The organism is Solirubrobacter phytolaccae (assembly GCF_027587195.1).
GTDB classification, from domain to species: domain Bacteria; phylum Actinomycetota; class Thermoleophilia; order Solirubrobacterales; family Solirubrobacteraceae; genus Solirubrobacter; species Solirubrobacter phytolaccae.
In genome coordinates this window covers 38,785-61,956 of the sequence record NZ_JAPDDP010000013.1, presented here as the reverse complement: position 1 = coordinate 61,956, position 23,172 = coordinate 38,785, and the positions used below count along the sequence as shown (strand labels likewise).

At 70.2% G+C, this 23,172-nt stretch carries 20 protein-coding genes; 11 read left to right on the top strand and 9 right to left on the bottom strand.

Features of this window, described 5'->3' with window-relative positions:
* Positions 1-2 precede the first annotated feature (2 nt).
* On the top strand, positions 3-1,169 hold the full coding sequence (locus tag OJ997_RS09345) for an alpha/beta hydrolase (protein WP_270024813.1): 1,167 nt from the start codon (positions 3-5) through the stop codon (positions 1,167-1,169).
* On the opposite strand, the gene OJ997_RS09340 is transcribed toward OJ997_RS09345, so the two are convergent.
* Positions 1,170-1,997 carry a serine/threonine-protein kinase gene (locus OJ997_RS09340; RefSeq protein WP_270024812.1) on the bottom strand — a complete coding sequence of 276 codons (828 nt, stop codon included), beginning with the start codon at positions 1,995-1,997 and terminating at the stop codon, positions 1,170-1,172.
* Between the two features lie 113 nt (positions 1,998-2,110).
* Between OJ997_RS09340 and OJ997_RS09335 the strand changes: the two genes are divergently transcribed.
* The gene (locus OJ997_RS09335; RefSeq protein ID WP_270024811.1) at positions 2,111-2,950 is read left to right on the top strand and encodes a serine/threonine-protein kinase; all 840 of its coding nucleotides are present in this window, start codon (positions 2,111-2,113) and stop codon (positions 2,948-2,950) included.
* Complete coding sequence (locus tag OJ997_RS09330; RefSeq protein ID WP_308213569.1) at positions 2,947-4,278, top strand: protein kinase domain-containing protein; 1,332 nt, start codon at positions 2,947-2,949, stop codon at positions 4,276-4,278. Before OJ997_RS09335 ends, OJ997_RS09330 begins: the two co-directional genes overlap by 4 nt.
* 29 nt (positions 4,279-4,307) lie before the next feature.
* Here the strand turns inward: OJ997_RS09330 and OJ997_RS09325 are convergent, their stop codons facing one another.
* Positions 4,308-5,414: a hypothetical protein gene (locus OJ997_RS09325; protein ID WP_270024808.1), complete on the bottom strand. Its 1,107-nt coding sequence runs from the start codon at positions 5,412-5,414 to the stop codon at positions 4,308-4,310.
* A gap of 85 nt (positions 5,415-5,499) precedes the next feature.
* Here OJ997_RS09325 and OJ997_RS09320 point away from each other — a divergent pair, with 85 nt between their 5' ends.
* The 4 genes from OJ997_RS09320 to OJ997_RS09305 are packed head-to-tail and all read left to right on the top strand — an operon-like array spanning position 5,500 to position 9,481.
* The gene (locus tag OJ997_RS09320; RefSeq protein WP_270024807.1) at positions 5,500-7,197 is read left to right on the top strand and encodes a GMC oxidoreductase; all 1,698 of its coding nucleotides are present in this window, start codon (positions 5,500-5,502) and stop codon (positions 7,195-7,197) included.
* Complete coding sequence (locus OJ997_RS09315) at positions 7,194-7,829, top strand: hypothetical protein (protein WP_270024806.1); 636 nt, start codon at positions 7,194-7,196, stop codon at positions 7,827-7,829. The genes OJ997_RS09320 and OJ997_RS09315 overlap by 4 nt, the downstream gene beginning before the upstream one ends.
* A complete protein-coding gene (locus tag OJ997_RS09310; RefSeq protein WP_270024805.1) occupies positions 7,810-8,547 on the top strand; it encodes a hypothetical protein in 738 nt (245 codons plus the stop codon). Before OJ997_RS09315 ends, OJ997_RS09310 begins: the two co-directional genes overlap by 20 nt.
* Before the next feature lie 19 nt (positions 8,548-8,566).
* Positions 8,567-9,481 (top strand): alpha/beta hydrolase, encoded by a 915-nt coding sequence (locus OJ997_RS09305; protein ID WP_270024804.1) that lies wholly within the window; start codon positions 8,567-8,569, stop codon positions 9,479-9,481.
* Here the strand turns inward: OJ997_RS09305 and OJ997_RS09300 are convergent.
* The 5 genes from OJ997_RS09300 to OJ997_RS09280 all read right to left on the bottom strand — a co-directional run bounded on the left by OJ997_RS09300 (position 9,478) and on the right by OJ997_RS09280 (position 15,618).
* Entirely contained in the window at positions 9,478-10,671 is a 1,194-nt protein-coding gene (locus OJ997_RS09300; RefSeq protein WP_270024803.1) for a hypothetical protein, read from the bottom strand. The genes OJ997_RS09305 and OJ997_RS09300 overlap by 4 nt on opposite strands.
* A complete protein-coding gene (locus tag OJ997_RS09295) occupies positions 10,671-11,216 on the bottom strand; it encodes a nuclear transport factor 2 family protein (RefSeq protein WP_270024802.1) in 546 nt (181 codons plus the stop codon). Before OJ997_RS09295 ends, OJ997_RS09300 begins: the two co-directional genes overlap by 1 nt.
* On the bottom strand, positions 11,203-13,407 hold the full coding sequence (locus OJ997_RS09290; protein ID WP_270024801.1) for an MMPL family transporter: 2,205 nt from the start codon (positions 13,405-13,407) through the stop codon (positions 11,203-11,205). The genes OJ997_RS09295 and OJ997_RS09290 overlap by 14 nt, the downstream gene beginning before the upstream one ends.
* Before the next feature lie 91 nt (positions 13,408-13,498).
* Positions 13,499-14,503, bottom strand: coding sequence for an NAD(P)-binding protein (locus OJ997_RS09285; RefSeq protein WP_270024800.1), 1,005 nt, complete (start codon positions 14,501-14,503; stop codon positions 13,499-13,501).
* Positions 14,500-15,618, bottom strand: coding sequence for an acetyl-CoA C-acyltransferase (locus OJ997_RS09280; RefSeq protein ID WP_270024799.1), 1,119 nt, complete (start codon positions 15,616-15,618; stop codon positions 14,500-14,502). Before OJ997_RS09280 ends, OJ997_RS09285 begins: the two co-directional genes overlap by 4 nt.
* A 25-nt stretch (positions 15,619-15,643) precedes the next feature.
* Here OJ997_RS09280 and OJ997_RS09275 point away from each other — a divergent pair, with 25 nt between their 5' ends.
* Entirely contained in the window at positions 15,644-16,711 is a 1,068-nt protein-coding gene (locus OJ997_RS09275; protein WP_270024798.1) for a hypothetical protein, read from the top strand.
* 31 nt (positions 16,712-16,742) lie between these two features.
* Positions 16,743-17,606 (top strand): alpha/beta hydrolase, encoded by an 864-nt coding sequence (locus OJ997_RS09270; RefSeq protein WP_270024797.1) that lies wholly within the window; start codon positions 16,743-16,745, stop codon positions 17,604-17,606.
* On the opposite strand, the gene OJ997_RS09265 is transcribed toward OJ997_RS09270, so the two are convergent.
* Both OJ997_RS09265 and OJ997_RS09260 read right to left on the bottom strand, forming a co-directional pair.
* Positions 17,607-18,431 carry an SDR family NAD(P)-dependent oxidoreductase gene (locus OJ997_RS09265; protein WP_270024796.1) on the bottom strand — a complete coding sequence of 275 codons (825 nt, stop codon included), beginning with the start codon at positions 18,429-18,431 and terminating at the stop codon, positions 17,607-17,609. It abuts the gene before it with no gap.
* Positions 18,428-20,614, bottom strand: a complete 2,187-nt coding sequence (locus OJ997_RS09260) for an MMPL family transporter (protein WP_270024795.1) — start codon at positions 20,612-20,614, stop codon at positions 18,428-18,430. The genes OJ997_RS09265 and OJ997_RS09260 overlap by 4 nt, the downstream gene beginning before the upstream one ends.
* Positions 20,615-20,713: 99 nt before the next feature.
* Between OJ997_RS09260 and OJ997_RS09255 the strand changes: the two genes are divergently transcribed.
* Both OJ997_RS09255 and OJ997_RS09250 read left to right on the top strand, forming a co-directional pair.
* Entirely contained in the window at positions 20,714-21,718 is a 1,005-nt protein-coding gene (locus OJ997_RS09255; RefSeq protein WP_270024794.1) for an alpha/beta hydrolase, read from the top strand.
* A complete protein-coding gene (locus tag OJ997_RS09250; RefSeq protein ID WP_270024793.1) occupies positions 21,719-23,170 on the top strand; it encodes a hypothetical protein in 1,452 nt (483 codons plus the stop codon). It begins immediately after the preceding gene.
* Positions 23,171-23,172: the final 2 nt, after the last annotated feature.

The following is a 23,172-nucleotide window of genomic DNA, read 5'->3' as shown; positions in this document are numbered from 1 at the left end:
CCATGCGTAACACGCTCTTCGCCGGGCTCGTTGCGGCACTGCTCCTCGCCGCTCCCGCTCAGGCCGCCGACGTCAAGAAGGGTCCCGCCGGGGACGCCTTCTACACCCCGCCGGAGGCGATGCCCAAGGGCACGCACGGCACGCCGATCTGGGTTCGCTCCCTCACCGGCAAGGCCAAGCTCACGAGCGCGAAGAGCAACCGCCTGCTGCTCTATCTGGGCCACGACACGACGAACCACGACACGGCCATCTCCGGCACGGTCCACGTCCCGAAGGGCAAGGCGCCGAAGGGCGGCTGGCCGATCGTGACCTGGGCGCACGGGACGATCGGCATCGCCGACGCGTGCGCGCCGTCGAAGATCGGCATGCCCGCGCAGTACGACCAGAAGCTGCTCAACGGCTGGCTGAAGGCGGGCTACGCGGTCGTGCGCACCGACTACGAGGGCCTCGGCACGCCGACGACCCACCCGTACCTGATCGGCGTCTCCGAGGGTCGCGCGGTGCTCGACATGGTCCGCGGCGCGCGCAAGCTGGACCGCACGCTCGGCAAGAAGGTGCTGATCGCCGGCCACTCGCAGGGCGGGCACGCCGCGCTGTGGGCCGGCTCGCTCGCGGGCAAGTGGACGCCGGAGCTGCAGGTGCGCGGCACGCTCGCACTCGCGCCGGCCAGCCACCTCGGCGAGCAGGCCGGACTGCTCAGCGCGCTGTCCAACCCCGGCCCGCTCAGCGGTCTCGCGGCGATGATCGTGCGCGGCATCGACGTCGAGAAGCCGGCGCTGGGCGCTCCGACCCTGCTCTCCGACCGCGCCCGGGCGCTGTTCCCGCAGGTCGACCAGGTCTGCCTCGGCGACCTGACCGAGGCGGCCTCCTTCGGCGGCCTCGCCCCGTCCGAGCTGTTCAAGCCCGGCGCGGACCTCACCGCGGTGGTCGCCGCGCTCAACGCGAACGACCCGGAGACGCTCAAGCTCCGCGCGCCCGTGCAGATCGAGCAGGGCAACGCGGACGGCACCGTCATCCCGCTGTTCACCAACCAGCTCGTGCCCAAGCTCAAGGCCAACGGCGCGGATGTGACCTACAAGACCTACAACGGGCTCGACCACGCGGGCGTGGTCCTCGACAGCAAGTCCGCCAAGGACGCGACGGCGTTCGTGAAGAAGCGGCTGGGCTAGCTAAATGCCGGCGGCCTTGGCGACCGCCTTGATGTAGCCCGCAGCGCTGGCGGGGCGATCTTCCGGCTCCTTCTCGAGGGCCCGGTTGATCGCCTTCGCCGTGGTGGCGTCGATGCCGACCTCGGCGAGATCCGGCGGCGCCTCCTGCAGGTGGGCGAAGAGCACGCGCATCGACGGGCGACCGCCGAACGGCGGCGTGCCGCTCAGGCACTCGTGGATGACGCAGCCGAGCGCGTAGATGTCCGTCGCGGCGCTGACGTCCTCGCCGCGGATCTGCTCCGGCGCCATATAGTCGAGCGAGCCGAGCGCCTGGCCCGGGCGCGTGAGGTTCGACGCCTGCGAGTCCTTGGCCAGGCCGAAATCCGTCACGTACGCGCGGTCGCCGTCGAGCAGGATGTTCGCGGGCTTGATGTCCCGGTGCACGAGGCCGGAGCCGTGCAGCGCGTCGATGCCCTCGGCGGGGCCGGTCAGCAGGCGCACCGTCGTCGCGAGGTCCAGCGGGCCCGAGGACTCGATCCGCTCGTGCAGCGACCCGCCGGGGATCAGCTCCTGGACGAGGTAGGGCAGGCCGCCCGCCTCGCCGGCGTCCAGCACCGGGACCACGTGCGGGTGCGTGATCTTCTGCGCCGCGGCGACCTCACGCTGGAAGCGCCGGACGAAGACCTCGTCCTGGGAGAGCTCGGTGGTCACGACTTTGACCGCGACGGGGGTGCCGCCTTCGGCGACCCCTTCAAAGACGATGCCCATACGGCCGCGCCCGATGGTCCGTGTGATCCGGTAGGGACCGACGGAATCGCCCGGCCTGGGCTCGAGTGCGATCTCAGGCATACGCGCGGCAGACTATCGGCTCGACCAGCAGTCCAGCGTTGTTACCCGCACTTCCGGACAGCCGCCCCTTGCGCCTCACTGGTCAAGCCGGGACACTAGACCTCGATCTCGCTATGGACAAGCCAGAGCTCGGTGACTACAGGATCGAGGGGATCGTCGGGGTGGGGCGCATGGGCGTCGTTTATCTTGCGATCGACCGCATCACGGGACGCGCAGTCGCGTTGAAGGTGCTGCGTGATGACGTCGGCGTCGACCCCGTGTACCGTGCGCGCTTCCGGCGCGAGGCCGAGCTGTTGGCCCAGCTCAACCATCCGCACGTCCTCCCCATCCACGGGATGGGCGAAGTCGACGGCGAGCTCTACATGGCCAGCCGGCTCGTCTCGAGCACGCTGCGCAACCTCATCCTCGCCGGCCCGATCTCCGTGGACGACGCCATGAAGATCCTCACTTCGCTCGCCACCGCCCTGGACGCCGCGCACGCGATCGGGGTCGTCCACCGCGACGTCAAGCCCGCCAATGTGCTGATCGACCCGGGTCCCGAGGTCTACCTGGGCGACTTCGGCCTCGCGCGCGACCATGAGGGCAGCCAGTTGACGCTCCCGGGGCAGGTTCTGGGCACCATCGACTACATGGCTCCGGAGCTCCTGGACGGCGAGCGCGTAGGCGCCGCGACGGACATATACGGACTGGCCTGTCTCGCCTGCGAGACGCTGACCGGTACCGTCCCCTACGTGCGCGACACTGACGCCGCCACCATGTACGCCCATATCGTGGAGCCGCCCCCGAGCGTGTCCGAACGTCGCCCCGAGCTTCCGCGGGCGCTCGACGACGTGCTCGCCGCCGGGATGGCCAAGGACCCCGAAGGGCGGCCGGCGTCCGCGGGCGCGCTGGTCATAGACATGCTGAGCGCGCTGGGCCGACCGGCTCCCGCCTGCCTGGCCGAGGCGGCGTGAGCGGTGAGGGACGTGATCGACTGACCCGACCGGACCAGCAGGCAACAGCCGTCGGGGGCGAGGCGCTCAACGGGCGCTATGAGATCGTGGCACCCATCTCCAGTGGGGCGATGGGCGCGGTTTACCGTGCCATCGACCGGGAGACCGGCACCGACGTCGCGGTCAAGCGCCTGTTGGACGTGCGGCACGCGGCCCGCTTCGAGATCGAGGCGCGGCTGCTCGCGAGCCTGAGCCACCCGCGCGTGGTCAAGGTGCTCGACCACTCCAGCGACGAGCAGGGCCTGTACATCGTCATGGACCTCGTCCACGGCGTGGATCTCGGCGCCGTGCTCAAGCGCAGCGGCAACCCGGGCCTGACGATCGGCGACGCCGTCGAGTACGTCCGCCACGGCTGCGAGGCGCTCTCGTACGTGCACTCCCAGCAGATCGTGCACCGGGACGTGAAGCCGCAGAACATGATCCACGGCGAGGACGGCGTGATCCTCGTGGACTTCGGCGTCGCCCGCGCGCTCGGCAGTGAAGAGGACCAGGGCACGATCGCCGTCGGCACCCCGCGCTACATGGCGCCGGAGGTCTTCGCGGGCGGCACGGTCAGCGCCGCGAGCGACATCTTCAGCCTCGCCGCGACCCTCTGGACCTTGCTGATCGGCGCCCCGCCGCGCTACGGCGACGTCCTCAAGCTCGACAAGCTCGCCCCGGACCTGCCGCCGGAGCTCCAGACCGCCCTCGCCGGCGGCCTCGAGATGCTCCCGGAGCAGCGGATCGCGACCGCCGTGGCGTTCGCCGACGCGATCGGTGTGCCGCTGACCGGCGAGCGTGGCCACTCGCTCGCGCAGTCGCTCGGCCGGCCGACCACGCGCCGCCGCGTCATGGAGGCGATCGTCCGCACCGCGGCCGGCATGTTCGAGGCCGCCGCCTGCTCGATCGCCCTCACCGACCCGTCGAACGGCGAGCTCGTCTACGAGGCGGCGTGGGGCGCGGGCGCGTCCGAGGTCGTCGGCATGCGGCTCCCGCCGGGCGTGGGCATCGCGGGCGCGGTCGTCGCGAGCGGGGACGGCGTGTTCGTGCCCGAGTGCCGCAAGGACCCGCGCTTCGCCCGCCAGGTCGCCGCCGGGACGGGCTACGTGCCGTACACGATGGTCGTCGCGCCGCTCGTGCGCGAGGGCAAGACGATCGGCGTGCTCTCCGTGCTGGACCGCCGCGACGGCGGCCCGTACCTGCGTGAGGACCTCGGCAAGGTGGCGCTGTTCGCCGACCTGGCCGTCGTCGCGCTCGACCTGGACACGTTCCCGCTCTCATCAAGCGGCGGCCGCACGCTGCTCGCCTAACTTAAAGGCCCAGGGCCTTTAGCCGGTCTTTAGCGCTGCTTTATCGACTCGGCGATCGCCTTCGCCGCGTCGAGCCGCTCGCCCTTGGTCGCGTTGACCGTGATCGCGAGGCCGCCCCAGGCGGGGTCGTTGAGCAGCAGGTCGCCGCAGCGGCGCGTCTCGCACTCCGGGATGCCGTAGTTCTCGACGATCGCGAGGTTGGACTCCTTGGCGCTGGACTCCAGCGGCTTCAGGTCGCCGACCTGGAACGTGCCCGGATTCGCGTCCTCCTCGGGCGTGTGGAAGATCCGGATCACGAGGCCGTCGTCGCCGCGGAGCGTGCGCACGAGCAGCTTCCCGCCGCTCTGGCGCTCGACCTTGCTGATCTCGAAGGCGCGCGGCGCGCGGCCCTCCCAGCCCGGCCCGGAGATGCGGCGGAACGGGTCCTGCGTCGGCTCGGCACTGGCCTCCGCGGTGGCGGTCGGCGTCGGCTTGGGCTTCGCCGGATCCTCGTCGTCGCCGCGCAACAGCAGGAACGCGCCGATCAGGAGCAGCAGGAGCAGCAGCGCGAGCAGCAGGAGGATCAGCCACTTCTTCGAGCGCTTGTGCTCGCCGAGGTACTTGCCGCAGTGCGGGCAGATCTCGGTGCCCTTCGTGATCTCGCCGAAGCAGTGCGGGCACTGCTCCAGCTCCGGCGGCAGCTCGGCCGTCGCGACCATGTCGAGCTTCTCGGGCCGGAGCGTGTCGGCGTAGGTCGCCGGCACGTCCATCGTGCCGGCGTAGCGGCGGACGCGCACGTTCAGGGGGTTGTCGCAGTCGATCCAGAGCGTCACCGCATCGACCTGCACGTCGACCTCGGCCACGCCGCCCGGGCGCTTGCGCGGGATGATCTGGTGCTGGACCTCGGTCCGCCCCCAGACCAGGACGACGCGATCCTGCAGGACCAGCGAGGCGCCCGGCTCCCACTTGCCGAGCCACACCTGCAGCGGCACGAACAGCTCGCCCGTGTCGTAGCGGCCGACGTGCGACGCGATGTCGGGCCCGAAGTACTCGATCGCCTCGTCGACGTCCGCCGCGAAGCGCTGATCGGTCACCGCGGCCCGGGTGCGAGCGGCGGCGTCATAGAGGGTCTGGGTCTGGTCCTGGCCGGTCGTCATGGTGCCCGGCCGGGAGCCTATCCGGCCACGCCTGGACGAGCGGTACTTGCTTCCCAATCCCAGCGACGGTTAGCGTTGGACCACATTGAGTCTTGATACGCATTTCGACGCGATCGTCGTCGGCTCCGGATTCGGCGGGTCGGTGACCGCCTACCGGCTGGCCGAGGCGGGCAAGCGCGTCCTGATTCTCGAGCGCGGACGGCCGTACCCGCCGGGCTCGTTCACCCGCAGCCCCTACCGCGCCCGCGAGAGCTTCTGGGACCCGCCGCGCGGCCTGACGGGCATGTACCACTACTGGTCGTTCAAGGGCATCGACGCGCTCGTGTCGTCCGGGCTCGGCGGCGGCTCGCTGATCTACGCGAACGTCTTCATCCGCAAGGACGAGCGCTGGTTCGTGCACGAGGACCTCAACGACGGCGGCTACGAGTACTGGCCCGTCGACCGCGCGTCGCTCGACCCGCACTACGACCGCGTCGAGGAGATGATCGGGCTCCAGCGCTTCCCGGTCGAGCATGAGCCGTACGCGTCCACGCCGAAGACGATCGCCTTCAAGGAGGCGGCGACCGAGCTCGGGCTCGAGCACTTCCACCCGAAGCTCGCCGTCACCTTCGCCAACGAGGGCCGCCCGCCCGTGCCGGGCGAGGCGATCGTGGAGAAGATCCCGAATCTTCACGGCCGTACGCGCACCACCTGTCAGATGACGGGCGAGTGCGACGTCGGGTGCAACTTCGGGTCCAAGAACACCCTGGATTACAACTACCTCACGCACGCCAAGCACCAGGGCGCGGAGATCCGCACGCTCGCGGACGTGCGCCGCTTCGAGCCGCGCGAGGGCGGCGGCTACACGGTCCACTACGCGGACCTGGACGCGGGCGCCCCCGAGGCGCCGCCGACGGTCACGCTCACCTGCGACCACCTGATCCTGTCCGCGGGCACGCTCGGCACGACCAACCTGCTGCTGCGCAACCGGTCCGCCCTCCCCGGCCTGAGCAAGAAGATCGGCTCCCGCTTCTGCGGCAACGGCGATCTGCTGACGCTCATCCTCAACACGAGCAAGGTCACCGACGGCAAGCGCGAGCCGCGGATCGTGGACCCCAGCTACGGCCCGGTCATCACGACGACCGCGCGGATCCCGGGCGCGGAGGACGGCGGCGAGGGCCGCGGCTTCTACCTGCAGGACGCGGGCTACCCACAGCACCTGGCGTGGATCCTGCACATCCTCTCGGCTCCGATCCAGCTGTGGCGCTGGCGCGAGGGCGCGACGCACCTGGTCAAGAACTGGATCAAGGGCTCGCCGGACACCGACGTCACCGCCCACATCGCCGACCTGATGCTGCCGAGCGAGCTGTCGTCCGGCGGCCTGCCGCTGCTCTCGATGGGCCGCGACATCCCGGACGGGCGCATGTACCTCAAGAACGGCCGCCTGGACCTGGACTGGAACCGGAAGGCGTCCGAGGACTACTTCTCGCGAGTTCGCACGGTCTCGCGGGACATGGCGGGCGTGCTCGGCGGACGCTTCGCCGACAACCCGATCTGGTTCCTCAAACGCGTGATCACCGTCCACCCGCTCGGCGGCGCGCCGATGGGGCGCACGCGCGAGGAGGGCGTGGTCGACGCGTATGGCAATGTGTTCGGGCAGCCCGGGCTGCACATCGCCGACGGCTCGGTCATGCCGGGCCCGACGGGACCCAACCCGAGCTTCACGATCGCGGCGTTGGCGGATCGCTTCGCCGACCAGATCATCGATCCCGACCGAAAAGCCGCGGAGGCGGCGGCCAGATGAGCGCAACCGTTCGCTTCACCGAGGAGATGCTCGGCCACGTCACGTTCGGCGAGACCGACTACGCGCGCGGCGCGCAGCCGGATCGCGAGGGGTCGGCCGGCTTCATGTTCCACCTCACGATCGAGGTGGCTGACATCGAGGCCTTCAGCAAGGACCCGCTGCGCCCCGCCGCCGCCCGCGGCTACGTGCACTGCGACGCGCTCGGCGGCCAGCTGCCGGTCGTCGCCGGGTTCTTCAACCTGTTCGTGGACCAGGAGCCGGGCGTCAAGCAGATGCTCTACCGGCTGCACTTCTACGACGGCGTCGGGCACCCGCTGACGATGATCGGCCACAAGGTGGTCGAGAATGACGCGGGCTTCGACCTGTGGAAGGACACGACCACGCTCTTCACCCGCGTGTTGCGCGGGCACGTCGCGGAGGGCGAGGACCAGGGCGCGGAGGTCGTCGGCTCCGGGATCATCATCATTCGCATCCGCGACTTCGCCAAGCAGCTCACGACGTTCCGGTCCTCAGGGCAGGGCGTCGGCGCGCAGCTCGGCGCGCTCGTCAAGTTCGGGGTGATCTTCGTCCAGCAGCTCGCCCAGGTGTACCTACGCAGGGGGTCTAAGAAGCGTGTCGCCGCGCAAGGCTAAGCGGCTCCAGGCCGCGGAAGCGGCCAGGACCAAATCGAGCGGGCGTACGCACGTGCTCGGCGTGCTCGCGGGCGGCGCGGTGATCACCGTGTTCGGCGCGGAGATCGCGCGCGTGTGGAAGCTCGGCACGCTGCCGCGCTCGCGCCAGATCCACTCCGAGGACGAGCGGCGCGCGAAGCCGATCGAGGCCGTGATGATCCTGCGCGAGGGCTACGCGGTCTCCCGGACGCGCGAGAACGCGCTGTTCAACATGCTCGCCTCGTTCACGGTCGCGTTCGGCATCACGCGTGGCATCACGTGGACGATCCGCGAGAAGGGCGGCTTCGGGCCGATCAAGGACGTCGTGGTCGGCGACCGCCACATCCACCACTTCCTGCCGGGCGGCATCCTCGCGCTCGCCGCCGGCGGCGTCGCCATCGGCACCAAGGGCGAGCAGCTGGACAAGTACCTCGCGTTCCCGTTCGGCGTGGGCGTCGCGCTCGTGCTCGACGAGTCCGCGCTGCTGCTCGAGCTCGACGACGTGTACTGGACCGAGGAGGGCGTGCTCAGCGTGCAGATCGCCTTCGCCGCGATCGCGCTGCTGTCCGCCACGGCGTACCTGATCCGGATGCTGCGCAACCCGGAGACGCAGGACTCCGAGTCCGACTGGGAGCTCGCCGCGAAGGCCTGGGACGACCTGCAGATGAGCTCCGGCGGCGTGCCGGGCATCGGCATCTAGCGACGCGAGGGAACGCACATTGACGACCACCGCCACGCGCCCCCGCGGTGCCGCTTCCGCGGGCCCGCTGAAGCCGATGATCCTCACCAAGCTGATGCTCGCCGGGCGGCGTGCGCCGCTGCACACGACGCCCGCCGCGGTCGGCCTGGAGTACGAGGACGTGCGCTTCACCTCCGTCGACGGGCTCGATCTACGGGGCTGGTTCATCCCGAGCGGTTTGTCAGCGCCCGGACCCGTGGTCGTGTTCATCCACGGCTGGTTGTGGAACCGGCTGGGCAACGTCGGCGGGCAGGTGCCGCTCGCCGACAAGGACGTCGAGTTCCTGCCGGCCACCCGGGCGCTGCACGCCGCGGGCTACCACGTGCTGCTGTTCGACCTGCGCAACCACGGTGAGAGCGCGCGCAAGGTACCCGTGACCTACGGGCCCAACGAGGCGCTCGACTACCGCGGCGCGCTCGCCTACCTGCGCTCGCGGGGGGACGTCGACCCCGCCCGGATCGGTGCGCTCGGCTGCTCGATGGGCGCCAACACGGCGCTCTACGGCACGCCGGAGGACCAGCCCGTGAAGGCGATCCTCGCGATCCAGCCCGCGATCGTCCCGCACTTCAACCGCAACTTCGCGCTCGACACGTTCGGGCGGATGGGCCCGGCGATGCTCAAGCCCGTCGACCCGATCTACCGGCTGCTGCGCGCGCCGCTCCTCAAGGACCACGACCCGAGCGTCCCGGCGCGCCGGCTCGGCGCCACGGTCGTCCAGTACGTGCAGGGCACGGGTGACCAGTGGGGCGAGATGGCCGACGTGGAGGCGATGTCCGCGGTCACGCCGAGCTCGCTCGGCGTGATCCACTACGCGTCCGGCGGGCGCTACGAGGGGTACCGCTACGTCAACGAGGAAGTCGCTGACGTAGCGGGGTTCTTCGTGTCGAACCTCTAGCCGTCGGAGGCGTCGACGAGGCGCGGGCCGTAGGACGGCGGCGCGATCAGGAAGGCGACGCCGAAGCCCGCCAGCACGCCCACCATCAGCGCACCCACCCACAGCGTCGGCTCCCAGCCGATGCCCTTGTGGACCGCCAGCGTGGCGTAGTAGGAGATCCACAGCACGGCCGCCGCGATCGGGCCGGCCGTGCGGATCCCGCCCAGCGTCAGGCGTTCCTCGCCCGAGCGGCGCTGGACGAGGTCGATCGCCAGGCCCGTGAGGAAGAGCGGCAGGATCAGCGGCCAGTCGCGGTACTCGGTCATGATGCTCGCGAGCAGCCCGTAGCCCGTGAAGATCAGCGTGAAGGCGCCGAACGGCACGCGCCAGCGGCGCAGGAGCAGCAGCGCCGGGCCGAGCAGGATCAGCGTCGTGATGATCATCGACGCGATGCCGTGGCTGGCGGAGTAGTAGTAGTACGGCCACTGCCCGTCGCCGTAGCCCGTCAGGCCCGCGTTCAGCGACTGCGACTGGTCGTTGAAGTCGTCCAGGAAGCGCGACTTGTCCTGGTAGTCGGCCACGAAGTCGCTCGTCGGCGTGACGTTGGTCATGAACGCCGACAGGTACATCGTGATGAAGCCGGAGACGCCGATGAACAGCGTCGTGCTCAGCAGCACGGGCGCGAAGCCCTTGAAGTCCAGGACGACGTCCTGCTTGGCCCACATCGAGCGGATGCCGGTCGAGGAGACCAGCAGGCCGCCGAAGAACAGCAGCAGGTGGGGCGGTGAGTAGATCGCGTCCACGCCGACCTCGAACCCGTACGCCGAGTGCCAGATGAAGTCGGTCGGGCCGCCCAGGGCGAGCGTGAGCAGGCCGAGGATGGCCACGCCGTAGCCGACCGGGATCGCCTTCAGGTCGGGGATCAGCGACTTGCGGGGGTCCGCGCCGGCCGCGAGCTGGTAGCGCGTGACGAGCAGGCCGACCCAGAGGCCCACCGCCGTCATCCCCGCGTACAGGAACAGGTGGGCGAGCGAGAAGAACGACTCCTGGCCCGTCTCGTTGTTGTGGCCGCGGCCGTCGAAGAACATGGCCGTGATCGGCCAGATCGTCAGCGCGGCCGTGATCAGGTCTTCCTTGTACGTCGTGACGGGTCGCTCACCGCGCGCCGCCGCCGGGGCACTGCGCGCCATCTGGGTCAGGCCTGCTGCCATCAGAGCATCCTCTTGTTCTTTCCGCGCTTGATGCGGGCGACTCGGCGCAACGTCCGGGCCAGGGCCAGCGGGTGCGTTCCCGCCCCCAACGCCATGTTCGTCTTCGCGCCGCCCGCGAGAAGCGCCTTGCCACCCATGTTGAAGATGTCGTTGATCATCTTCTGGTCGCGCTCCAAAAGCCAGTACTCCGTCATCTGACCGTCCTGGAGGTGGAAGACACCCACCGCGTCGCCTTCGATCTCCATGCCCGGTCCCACGACGATCTTGTACTTGACCAGGGCACAGCAATGCGAGTCCGAATGGACAGTGTCGTGCAGCTCACCGATGAACGCGCCCGTGGCCGGGCCGAGCTTGGTGAGGTTCTGATACAGACGTACGACCGCCTCGCGCCCGACGTGATCGCCGGACAGGAAGTGGTTGCCGGGGTAGTGCACGACGCAGTCCGGATGCACGATCGACGCGAACGTCTCCCAGTCGTGCTCCACCATCAGGCAGCGCCAGTAGGTCTCCAGGAACGCGCGCTGCTCGACCTCACGCGTGGGCATGGGCGAGCTCCTCGTCGATGGTGTCGGACTCGAAGTCGGCGTTGGGCAGGCGCCGGTCCAGCCACTTGGGCACCCACCAGTTCCAGTCGCCCATCAGCTCCATCGTCGCCGGCACCAGCACGAGCCGGACGAGCGTGGCGTCGAGGGCGATGGCCACGGCGAGGCCCAGGCCGATCTCCTTGATCTGCGGCACGCCGGTCGTCGCGAAGATCGCGAAGACGACGACCATGATCACCGCGGCGCTCGTGATCACCTTCGCGCTGCCCTGCAGGCCCTCGGCGACCGAGCGGCGGTTGTCGCCCGTCGCGAGGTAGCGCTCACGGATCCGGGACAGCAGGAAGACCTCGTAGTCCATGCTGAGCCCGAAGACGATCGCCAGCAGCAGCGGTGGCGAGACGACGTTGATGTAGCCCCGGGCCTCGTAGCCGGTCCAGTCGAACCAGCCGTACTGGAAGAACATGACGAGCACGCCGTACGCGGCGCCGATCGTCAGCAGGTTCATCAGCACCGCCTTCAGCGGCAGGATCACGCTGCGCAGGACGACCAGCAGCACGAGGTAGCTGCAGATCATCACGAACAGGAAGATCTTCCAGAGGTTCTCGGAGACCAGCGCCGTGAAGTCCACCTGCTGGCCGCTGTAGCCGCCGACGTTGAGCGTGCCGATCGTGCTCGCCCCGGACGCGCGCCCGCCCTCCTCGCGCAGCGTCTTGATCAGCGCGTTGGTCGAGTCGGCCTCCGGGTCCTCGGTCGGCACGACCTTGATCAGCGCGGCCTCGCCGTCCGTGGAGAGGATCGGGCCCTCGACGCGGGTGACGCCGTCCGTGTCCTTGAGCTGCGCGGCGTAGGCGTCGAGCTTGGCCTGCTCGGGGCCGATCGGGCCGCCGGCGTCGACGACGATCTGCAGCGGCGCGCTCTCACCGGCCGGGATCTGGGTCGCGGCGAGCTCGAAGCCGACGCGGGTCTCGTGGCCCTCGGGGAACTGGCGCAGCGCGCCGTTGCCGAAGTCGAGCGAGAGCGCGGGGATCGCGAGCGCGAGCAGGACGGCGGCGGCGAGGATCGCGCTCAGCGCCGAGCGCTTCATCACGGCGGTCGTCCAGCGCTCCCAGAACGTCGGCGTGCCGGGCGGCTTGGCCTTCAGCGGGCGCACGCGGCGGTACAGGCCGCCGGTGAAGCTGACGATCTTGCCGCGGCCCTCGACGCGCGGGCCGGCCCAGCTGATCAGCGCGGGCAGCAGCGTGACGGCGCCGGCGATCGAGATCGCGACCACGGTGATCGCGCCGATCGCGAGCGAGCGCATCGCGGTCGAGTTCAGGAGGAACAGGCCGGCGAGGCTGACGATGACGGTCACGCCGGAGAAGACGACGGTCGCGCCGGAGGTCCGCATCGCGGTGTCCAGCGCGGCGGCGCGGTCCTTGCCGGCGTGCAGCTCCTCGCGATAGCGGCTGAGGACGAACAGGCTGTAGTCGACGGCCACGCCGATGCCGAGCATCGAGGTGATGTTCGTGACGAACACCGACATCGTGATCGCGAGGCTGAGCAGGTAGATGATCGCGCCGGTGACGAGCACGGCGGCGACGGCGAGCCCGGCGGGCAGCAGCGCCGCCAGCACGGTGCCGAAGACGGCGAGCAGCACGATCAGGATCGCGGGGAAGCCGGAGGTCTCAGCCTTCTCGAGGTCCTCCTTCTGGAGCTCCTGCATGCCGGCCCACAGCGCCTGCTGGCCGACGACGTAGCGCTGAACGCCGTCCACGGGCGCGCCGACCTCGAGCTCCTCGCGGTACTCCTTGGCGGCGGCGAGGATGTCGTCGTTGACGCCTTCGGCGATGAGCGGGATGACGACCACCGGCTGCGTCGCCGCGGCCTTGTCAGCCGCCTGGACGGCCTCGGGGGTGATGCCAGAGTGCTCGATGCCCGTCGCGATCTGCGTCACCCAGGAGACCGCGGCCCCCATCTGCTCGGCGGTGCCGCCCTTGCTCTCGAGGACGATGGCCAGCCCGTTCCCCTGCTGCCCTTCGAAGCGGGCGATGTCTTCGTCGACGATCTGCGAGCCGCTGCCCGGGACCTCGAAGCCGCCGCTGGTCAGGTGCTTGGTCTGCTGGCTCGCGAACGGGACGGACGCGACGATCAGCGCGAGCCATCCGAACAGGACGAGTTTTCGGCGCACGCGCACGAACGCCGAGAGTCGATTCATTGCCGTTTGCATCCGTGCCCCTTGTGAGCGATCGAGCGAGAGAGAGGCGCGAGCCTAAAGCGGACCCCTTCGTCCGTAAACTACTGACTGCTCAATGTTTCGATATCGCCCGAGCGATGAGCGTGGCGGCGGCCGGAGCGCCCCTCACAAAGCCGAAAAACGGTCCAAAGTCGGCAGTCGCCGTGAAACCGGGCAGATACAGGCCCGGCCGGGCGACGGACTGCATGTGCTCGTCGAGCGCGGGTGTGGCGAGCGGCGGCAGGTACGGGACGCGGCTCAGGTCGGCCTTGTAGCCCGTCGCGAGCACGATCCGGTCCGGGCGCAGCCGCGTTCCGTCGCTGAGTGCCACGTGTCCGTCCGCGGACATGTGCGCCTCGCCGATGTGGACGTGCGCGTCCACGACCCGCGGGGCGAGCCACGGCTCGAGCGTGAGCCGCCCGACCTCCCAGAAGCGGCGGGCGATCGCCTCACGGCCGGCCTCCGGCAGCCGGCGCCAGTAGCCGGGCGTGTCGAGCGTGGCCTGCACGTGCTGGTCGACGAAGTCCCAGCTCGCCTCGGCGAACCGCGGCGGCGCGTGCCGGTGCACGAGGTCCACGCGTGCGGCGCCGTGCTCGAGGAGGAGCGCGGCGGTCTCGTACGCCGACTGGCGTCCGCCGACGATCAGGTACTCCGCGCCGGACGCGTCGGCGAAGTCCACGTAGTCGACGGTGTGGACCTCGTCCGTCGCCCACTCCGGCCGGTGCTGGAAGTACCCGACGCCGGGCGCGGCGACCACGAAGCGCGCATCGGGGAGCGCGTGCAGCTCCTCCTCGATCACCTCGATCCCGGCCTGCGCCTGGAACCACCGCGCGTAGTCGAGGAACAGCGGGAGCGGGATCGGGTCCGGCGGGTCAGCGCAGAACGCGCGGAACGTCAGCTCGCCCGCGGGGTCCATGTGCCAGTCGGGGCCGCTGCGCAGCAGCATCCCGTCGGGCATGTGGTCGCGCCAGAAGCCCATCGGCTTGCCGTACACGCGCACGGAGAGCCCGCGGTCGCGCAGCGCCTTCGCGGTCGCGAGCCCGTACGGCCCCGCCCCGATGACGGCGACGTCGCTCACGCGCGCAGCAGGATCGCTTCGCCCTGGCCACCGCCGCCGCACAGCGTGGCGACGCCGACGCCTCCCCCGCGCCGGCGCAGCTCGTAGGCGAGCGTGAGCACGAGGCGCAGGCCGGAGCCCGCGAGCGGGTGGCCGATCGCGACCGCGCCGCCGTTGACGTTCACGCGCTCGAGGTCGAGCTCCAGCGCGTCCGCGGAGGCGATGACGACGCCGGCGAAGGCCTCGTTGATCTCCCACAGGTCGACGTCGGCGGGCGTGAGGCCGTGGCGGTCGAGGAGCAGGCGCGAGGCCTCGGCGGGGCGCAGGTGCAGCGTCGAGTCCGGGCCGGCGACGACCGCGCGACCGACGATCTCGGCCAGCGGGTCGCTCGCCCGGTCCGCCGTGGTGATGACCGCGGCCGCCGCCCCGTCGGAGACCTGCGAGGCGTTGCCGGCGGTGATCGTGCCGTCGGCGGTGAACGCGGGCCTGAGCGCCGCGAGCGTCTCGTAGCTGGTCTCGCGCACGCCCTCGTCGTGCGTCAGGCCCGCGATCGGCACGATCTCCTCGGCCAGCCGGTCGCGGCCGGCGAGCGCCCGCGCGTGCGAAGCGGCCGCGAGCCGGTCCTGCGCCTGACGGGTGACCCCGAGCCGCGCGTTCTCCGCGTCGGACATGCCGCCCATGCCTTCGTCGGCGATCGAGCAGTACAGCCCGTCGTGGACCATCACGTCGGTCATCGGTGTGTCGCCCATCTTCGTCCCGGGACGCAGATGGAGGGCGTGCGGCGCGCGCGTCATCGAGTCGAACCCGCCGGCGAGCACCGTGGTCGCCTCCCCCGCGCGGATCATCGCCGCGGCCATCGCCACCGCGCTCATGCTCGCCAGGCACACGTCATTGAGCGTGATCCCGGGCACGGTCCGCCCGACGCCGCCGGCCAGCGCGGCCCGCCGCCCCGGGTTCTGCCCGTTCGCGGCCTGCAGGACGTTGCCGACCGCGATGTAGTCGGGCTCCAGGTCGGTCCGCTCCAGCGCCGCCCGGACGGCGTGCGCACCGAGCTCCACGGCGTCCACCCTCGCCAGCGCGCCATTGAACTTGCCGATCGGCGAGCGTGCTCCGGCAGCGATCACGACTGGCTCCACGCCACGGACAGTAACGTCCAGATCCGTGAGTGACGACCTGTCGACGGAGCTCGTCGCGACGCCGGAGCGGGCGAGCTCGGCCCAGCTCGTCCACGCGCGCCGGCACGGCACGCTGCTCCCGCCCGGCGCCGCCGAAGGCCTGCGCGAGCTGGCGAAGCTGTCCGCCCCCAAGGACGCCGTGCGGTGGCTGCGCGGCAAGAACCCGGAATGGGTCGTCCAGCTGAATCCGTCGGACGAGGTCCGCCGCGGGCTCGCCTCCGGCAAGTACAAGCTCTTCGAGACCAAGGACGGTCGCACGCTGGCCACCGTGCGCGACGCCACGAGCGGTCGCAAGGTCACGGACATCGGCATCAGCGACCTGCCCGACCCGCGCAAGGGCGCGCAGGTGGCGAAGGCGGGCGCCGCCGGCGCCGCCGTCGCCTGGCAGGCGATGGCGATCGCCACCCAGCAGCACTACCTCGTGGAGATCAGCGGCAAGCTCGGCCAGCTCGAAGCCGGGGTCGACGACCTCAGGGAGCGCGAGCTCGCGGACCGGCGGGCCGAGCTCGCGACGATCGTCGATGACCTCGCGCTGGTCGAGCGGCACGTCGCAGCCGGCGAGGAGATGAGCGCCAACGACCGCCAGAGCGCCATGGCCGCGCACGCTCGGGCCAAGAAGATCGCCCTCGAGTCGCTGGACAACGCCACCCGGCTGCTCGATGCCGACGCCGATCCGGCTACCACACAGCCGGACCTTGCCCTGGCTGACCGCGCGGCGGCCGTCGCCGCCCGCTGCGCCGCGACCGTGCTCCGGCTGCCGTACGAGAGCGAGGCCAAACGGCTCACCGCGTTCGTGCACTACGCCGAAGACACCGAAGCGCTGACCGAGGCCGTCACCGACGGCATCCGCCGCCAGCTCTACGACCAAGGCGCCCGGGCACGGGCGGGTCGAAGTGGAGCAGCTCGCACAGCTCGAGAAGCGTGCCGCGCTGTCCTCGCCGGCCGAGCTCGAGTCCGCGACCGTGGTGATCGACGGCGAGCAGGCCTATCTGCTCACCGGCGGACCGAACGGATGACGCGATCCACCCTCGCGAGGGTTGGCAAGCGGCGCTGAACGTGGTTGGGTCGCACGTATGAAGCGCCTGTTGAAACTGACGCAGCTGATGCTCTTCTCCCGCCGCGAGCCGGTTTCGCGTACGCCCGCCGAGGTGGGGCTGGCCTACGAGCCGATCGCGTTCCCGGCCTCCGACGGCGTCGGCATCAAGGGCTGGTTCGTCCCCGCCGAGGGGGAAGGGCCCAAGCCCGCGATCGTGTTCGTGCACGGCTGGATGTGGAACCGGCTCGGCAACGTCGCCGGCAAGGCGCCGCTCGACGACCGCGACGTGGACTTCCTGCCCGCCACGAAGGCGCTGCACGACGCGGGCTACAGCGTCCTGCTCTATGACGTCCGCCGCCACGGCGAGAGCCAGAAGGGCAAGGGCCTCGTGTCGTTCGGGCCGCTGGAGAAGAACGACTTCGTGGGCGCGGTCAACTACCTGCGCACGCGGGCCGACGTCGACGGTGAGCGGATCGGCTCGATCGGCATCTCGATGGGCGGCACGATCGCGCTCTACGGCGCGCCCGAGTGCCAGCCGATCAAGGCCATCCTGGCCGTGCAGCCGGCCAAGGTGACGACGTTCAACAACAACTTCGCGCTGGACCAGTTCGGCGTCTTCGGGCCGTTGATCGTCGCCCCGATCGAGCTGATCTACCGGGCGACCAGGACGCCGCCGCCGAGCGTGCAGGACCCGGGCGAGCCGGCCAAACGGCTGGGCTCCACGATCGTCAAGTACGTCCAGGGCACCGGCGACCGCTGGGGCACGATGGTCGACGTCCTGGGCTTCGCGGAGGGCACGCCGACCCTCGACGGGCCGGTCGTGCACTACCCCTCCAGCGGCCGCTACGACGGCTACCGCTACGTGTCCGCCGAGACGGAGGAGATCGTCGACTTCTTCAAGCGCAACCTCTGATTAGGGCTTGGGCTTGGGCATCTGTGAGCGCAGGAGGGCGTCGAAGCCCGCGTCCGGCAGGACCTTGCGCAGCGTCATGAAGAGCCCGGCCGACGGCGCGACCCGGTAGCGGGCCCGCGGCCGGTCCGACGTGAGCGCCTTCAGGATCGTCTCCCCGACGGCCTCGGCGCTGCACGCCAGCATCCCCAGCGCGCCCGTGGTGTAGCTCGACGTGACCTCGGCCACCTCGTCGTTGAACGTGGTGTAGGGCCCGGCCTCCTGGATCCGGCGCCCGACCGCGGTCTTGCCCAGCGGCGTCTTCACGAAGCCCGGCTCGACGAGCACGGTCCGGACGCCGAACGGGCGCGTCTCATAGCGCAGCGCGTCGCTGATCGCCTCCAGCGCGTGCTTGGTCCCGCAGTAGTAGCCGGTGCCCGGCCAGGTGAACTTGCCGTTCATCGAGCCGACCGTGAGGATCGTCCCCGCGCCGCGCTCGCGCATCTGCGGCAGCACGAGCTGCGTCAGGCGGATCGGGCCGAAGACGTTGGTCTCGAACAGCCCGCGCACGCGGTCCATCGGCACGCTCTCGATCGCGCCGACCTCCTGGATGCCCGCGTTGTTGACGAGCGCGTCGATGCCCTGCGGGATCGCCTCGACCGCCGCGACCATCGACTCCTCGCTCGTGACGTCCAGCGCCAGCGTCTTGCAGCCCTTCGCCTCGAGGTCGGCGATCGACTCGGTCCGGCGCGCGGTGGCGTAGACCTCGAAGTCGTTCGCGGCCAGCACCTCGGCCGTCGCTCGCCCGATGCCCGATGAGCAGCCAGTGATCAGCACGGTCTTGGTCATGCGGTCGAAACCACCTCTTCCGTCGTCTGCTTGGGGGAAGGCTCGGAGGACTCGAAGTCCATGTCCGGCAGGATCCGGTCCAGCCACTGCGGGATCCACCAGTTCTTGTCGCCCATCAACTGCATCGTCGTAGGCACGAGGACCAGCCGCACGATCGTCGCGTCCAGCGCGATCGCCACCGCCAACCCGACCCCGATCTCCTTGACCTGCGGCACGCCCGTGCCGGCGAAGATCGCGAACACGGCGACCATGATCAGCGCCGCCGACGAGATCGTCTTCGCGCTCGCCGCCAGCCCCTGGGACACCGCCTGCTGCGTGTCCCCGGTCGCGTGGTAGCGCTCCTTGATCCGCGAGAGCATGAAGACCTCATAATCCATGCTCAGGCCGAAGACCACCGCCAGTAGGAGCGCCGGCGTGATCGCCTGCACGTAGCCGAGCGACTCGAAGCCGGTCACGGAGTCGAACCAGCCCCACTGGAAGACCATGACCAGCACGCCGTAGGACGCGGCGACCGAGAGCGCGTTCATCAGCACGGCCTTGATCGGCAGCACCACGCTGCGCAGCACGACGAGCAGCACGAGGAAGCTCAGCACCACCACGAACAGCGCGACCTTCCACAGCGAGCCGGAGATGACCGCGGTGTCGTCGAGGTTCTGCGCCGTCGGCCCGCCGACGTGCAGCTCACCGCCGGTCGGCGGCAGCAGGCCGCGGAGGCGTTTCACGAGCAGGACCGTCGCTTCGTTCTCAGGCGAGAGCTGGGGCGTGATCAGGATCAGCGCCTTCGTCCCGTCCTTGGAGAGCACCGGGTCGGCGACCGCTTGCACGTTGGGGAGCTCCTTGAGCTCGTCGACGAACGGCCCAAGCGCCGCCTGGTCCGCGGGCCCGCGGAAGTCCGCGAGCAGCTCGACCTGCCCGAGCGCGCCCGGCCCACCGAGCTGCCCCGCTGCGAGATCGAAGCCGACGCGGGTCTCGAAGTCCTTCGGGAACATCGCGATCGCCGCGGTGTTCTCCTTCATCACCAGCGCGGGCGAGGCGATCGCGAGCATGATCGCGGTCGCGGCGAGCGCGAACGGCAGTGGCCGGCGCATCAGCATCGCCGTCCAGCGCTCCCAGAACCCCGGGCCCGGCTTGGGCGCGCGCTTGCGGCGCAGCTTGCCAATGACCTTCCCCGGCTCGCTCACGCGGTGCCCGAGCGCCGCGATCAGCGCCGGCAGCAGCGTCACCGCGGCCAGGACGGCGATGCCGACGACCACGATCGCGCCGACCGCCATCGAGCGCACGACGGTCGCGTCGATCAGGAACAGGCCGGCGAGCGCGACGATCACGGTCACGCCGCTGAACGCGACCGCCATGCCCGACGTGCGCAGCGCCACCGCGCGCGCGTCGTCGGCCGAGTGCCCTTCCGCGAGCTCCTCCCGGTAGCGGGCGAGGATGAACAGCGAGTAGTCCACCGCCACGCCGATGCCGAGCATCGAGGCCATGTTGGTCACGAAGGTCGACATGCCGTAGACCTGCGAGAGGAAGAAGATGATCGCGCCGGTGACGACCACCGAGGCGACGCCCAGCGCGAGCGGGAGCGCCGCGGCGGCGAGCGAGCCGAAGACGATCAGCAGGATGATCAGCACGATCGGCAGCCCGAAGAGCTCCGCCTGCTCGAGGTCCTCCTTCGAGAGCTCCTGGATGCCCGCCCACAGCGCGCTCTGCCCGACCAGGTGGACCGGGAGGTCGTCGCCCGCCTCGCCCGCGTGCAGGTTCTCGCGCATCACCGTTGCGGCGTCCACGGCCTCGTCGCGGTCGCCCTCGACGACGAGCGGCATGATCACGACCGGCTCGGTCGAGGCGCGCGCGGCCTCGGCGGCCTGCGGCTCCAGGCGCACCGCCTCGACGTCCTTGAACCCGTCGCGCTCGACGCGGTCGACCGCCGCGGCGAGCTTGGCGGCGTCACCGTCGCGGTTGTCGAAGACCACCGCGAGCGACTCGCCCGGCCGCCCGAAGTCTCGCTCCGAGGCCTCGGAGACGAGCTGCGAGCCCGAGCCCTTGCTCTCGAACCCGCCGCCGGTGAGGTTCTCCGTCTGCCGTCCGGCGAACGGTACGGAGACGACGACGATGGCCAGCCAGACGATCAGGACGAGGCGTCGGTGGCGAGCGATGAGGCGCTCGAGCCGGTCCATGGCAGCTTGCATGGGAAGGTTCTAACCGGTCTGAGCGTCCGTGTGTGAATACCTCCCTGACCGTTCGGCCCTTGCATTCGGCTGCCGAGCGCGGATAGAACACGCAGACACTTGACCGAGACACATTCCGTTCCCACTTCAGACGGCACCGAGATTCGTCTGACCCGCCACCAGTTCGGCACCAAGGGCCCGATCGTCATGGCGCCGGGCTACGGCAACGCCGCCAGCGCGTTCGCCATCGACACCGTGCCCAAGAACTGGGTCCAGTACCTGGGCGAGCACGGCTACGACGTCTGGCTGCTGGACTACCGGGCCAGCCCGGAGCTGCCGGCCAGCCGCACGCAGTTCACCGTCGACGACATCGCCACGCGTGACTGGCCCGCGGCGGTGCAGACCGTGCGTGAGCAGACCGGGCAGGACACCGTGCAGGTCTTCGGGCACTGCGTCGGCGGCCTCTCGCTGTTCATGGCGATGGGCTCCGGGATGGAAGGTGTCCGCAGTGCGACCTTCTCCAGCCTCGCCGGCAACCCGATCCCGACGCCCGGCAACCAGGCTCGCGCCTGGGTGCGGATGGCGACGCTGCTCAAGTCGCTCGGGGTCAAGTTCCTCGACGTCGAGTACGACCCGAAGCGCTGGGACGGCAAGGCGATCGAGGCCCTGATGCGGGTCGTGCCGTTCAAGCACATCTACAACACGCCGATCGCGCGCCGGATCTACTTCATCTACGGCGACGTCTACGACTACGAGAACATCAACCGCCCGACGATGGAGACGGCCGTGCCGGGCTTCTTCGGCGGCGGCAACCTGACGTTCTTCGAGCACATCTCGCTGATGATCCGCGCCTCAGAGGCGCGCGACGCGGGCGGCAAGGACGCCTACTGGGCGAACCTCGAGAACTTCAAGGTCCCGATCAACTTCATCACCGGCGAGCACAACAAGATGTTCGTCCCGAAGGGCTTGGAGCGCTCGTATGACACGCTTCGCAAGGCCCACGGCAACAGCCTCTACTCCCACGACGTGATCAAGGACTACGCGCACCTGGATCTGTGGCTGGGCTCGAACGCCGAGCGCGACGTGTGGCCGACCGCCCTTGCCGAGCTGGAGAAGCACAACTAGATGAGCGCCACCGAGGACCAGCCGAAGACCGGCCACGCCGGTCTCGACGACTTCTTCTCCTACCCGTTCGCGCAGGCGATCCAGGACCGGCGCACGCGCCGCGTCGCGCAGGGCACGTCGCTCGAGCACGGCGCGCAGCCGTACACGAGCGCCAACGCGCCGTCGGCGCTGAGGCCGCTGGAGGAAGCGATCCTGATCGCCTCCACGAGCGTCACCGGGGCGGTGATGCACGACGGGCCGACCAAGAAGACGGACGGCTCGCCCGAGCTCGGGACGATGTTCCTCGAGGTCGCCGGCCGCGCGGCGTCGAGCGCCGACAACGCGCAGGCCACGTCGTTCTTCATGACCAACGACGAGGGCGTGTTCCTGATCGAGCGCCCCCGCGGCCAGAAGGCGCTGGACCTCTTCAAGGAGATCCCGCCGCGCTGGGAGGACCGCACGGAGGACGACTGGCTCTCGTTCGCGGCCGCCGTCAAGCGCAAGGTCTACGACGGGCGCTTCTCGATGCCGGACAAGCAGTGGCCGTACTTCCTGGGCTGGAACGGCCAGATGACCAACGCGCCCGGCACGACGCAGTTCCTGCCGGTGGTCGACAACACGCGCCAGTACATCAACGTGCTGCTGATCCTCCTGAGCGAGCCCAAGGGCAAGGCGCCGCTGTTCATCGACGACTGGCAGCCGTTCCGCCCGAAGAACGTCATGGAGTGGGCGGGCTGGGCCGCGGCCAAGCTCGGCCTCGTGGACCCGATCCCGTACCAGCCGATCGGCGGCCTCAAGCAGGCCCGTGGCGGTTACTCGTCGGTCGACGTGCCCGCGCCGCTGGGTTCGATCACGACCGTGCGCACCGACTACGAGGCGCACTTCCTGTTCCAGAACCTGATGCTCACGGCCGAGGCGCTGCGCCTGGGCGCGTGGGTGCACGGCGCGCCGATGATCCCGCACGTCTGGCAGCGCGACCCCGCCAAGGGCATCCTCGGCCTCGGCTTCCGCGAGCACGCCGGCAAGACGTTCGACAGCCGCTTCAAGCGCTGGCCGCCGGTGCCCGCGTCCCAGCCCGCGTACGTCGGCATCGACGGCGTGCTCGAAGGCCTGTGCCCGCCCTACGTCCGCGACATGGACGCGGCCGTGGACCAGGTGCTCGAGGAGAAGTTCGGCGCCGAGGGCACGTACACGAACGCCGACGTGTTCGCCCAGTCCTACAAGGACAAGGCGACCGCCGAGACCTACATGAAGGCGGCGGGCCACCCGCCGGCGGAGGCGATCGAGTACACGAAGGAGATCTGCCGCTACCTGGTGGAGACCTACGGCCGGTTCCCCGCGCACACGGACCCGTTCCACCTGCCCGGCATCTGGCTCCAGTGCTCGCACCTGGAGATCGAGTACTACGAGCAGTACGCGAACCCCCGGCACGTCAAGCGGCAGGCCGAGGGCAAGGAGATCTGGAACCGGTAGGC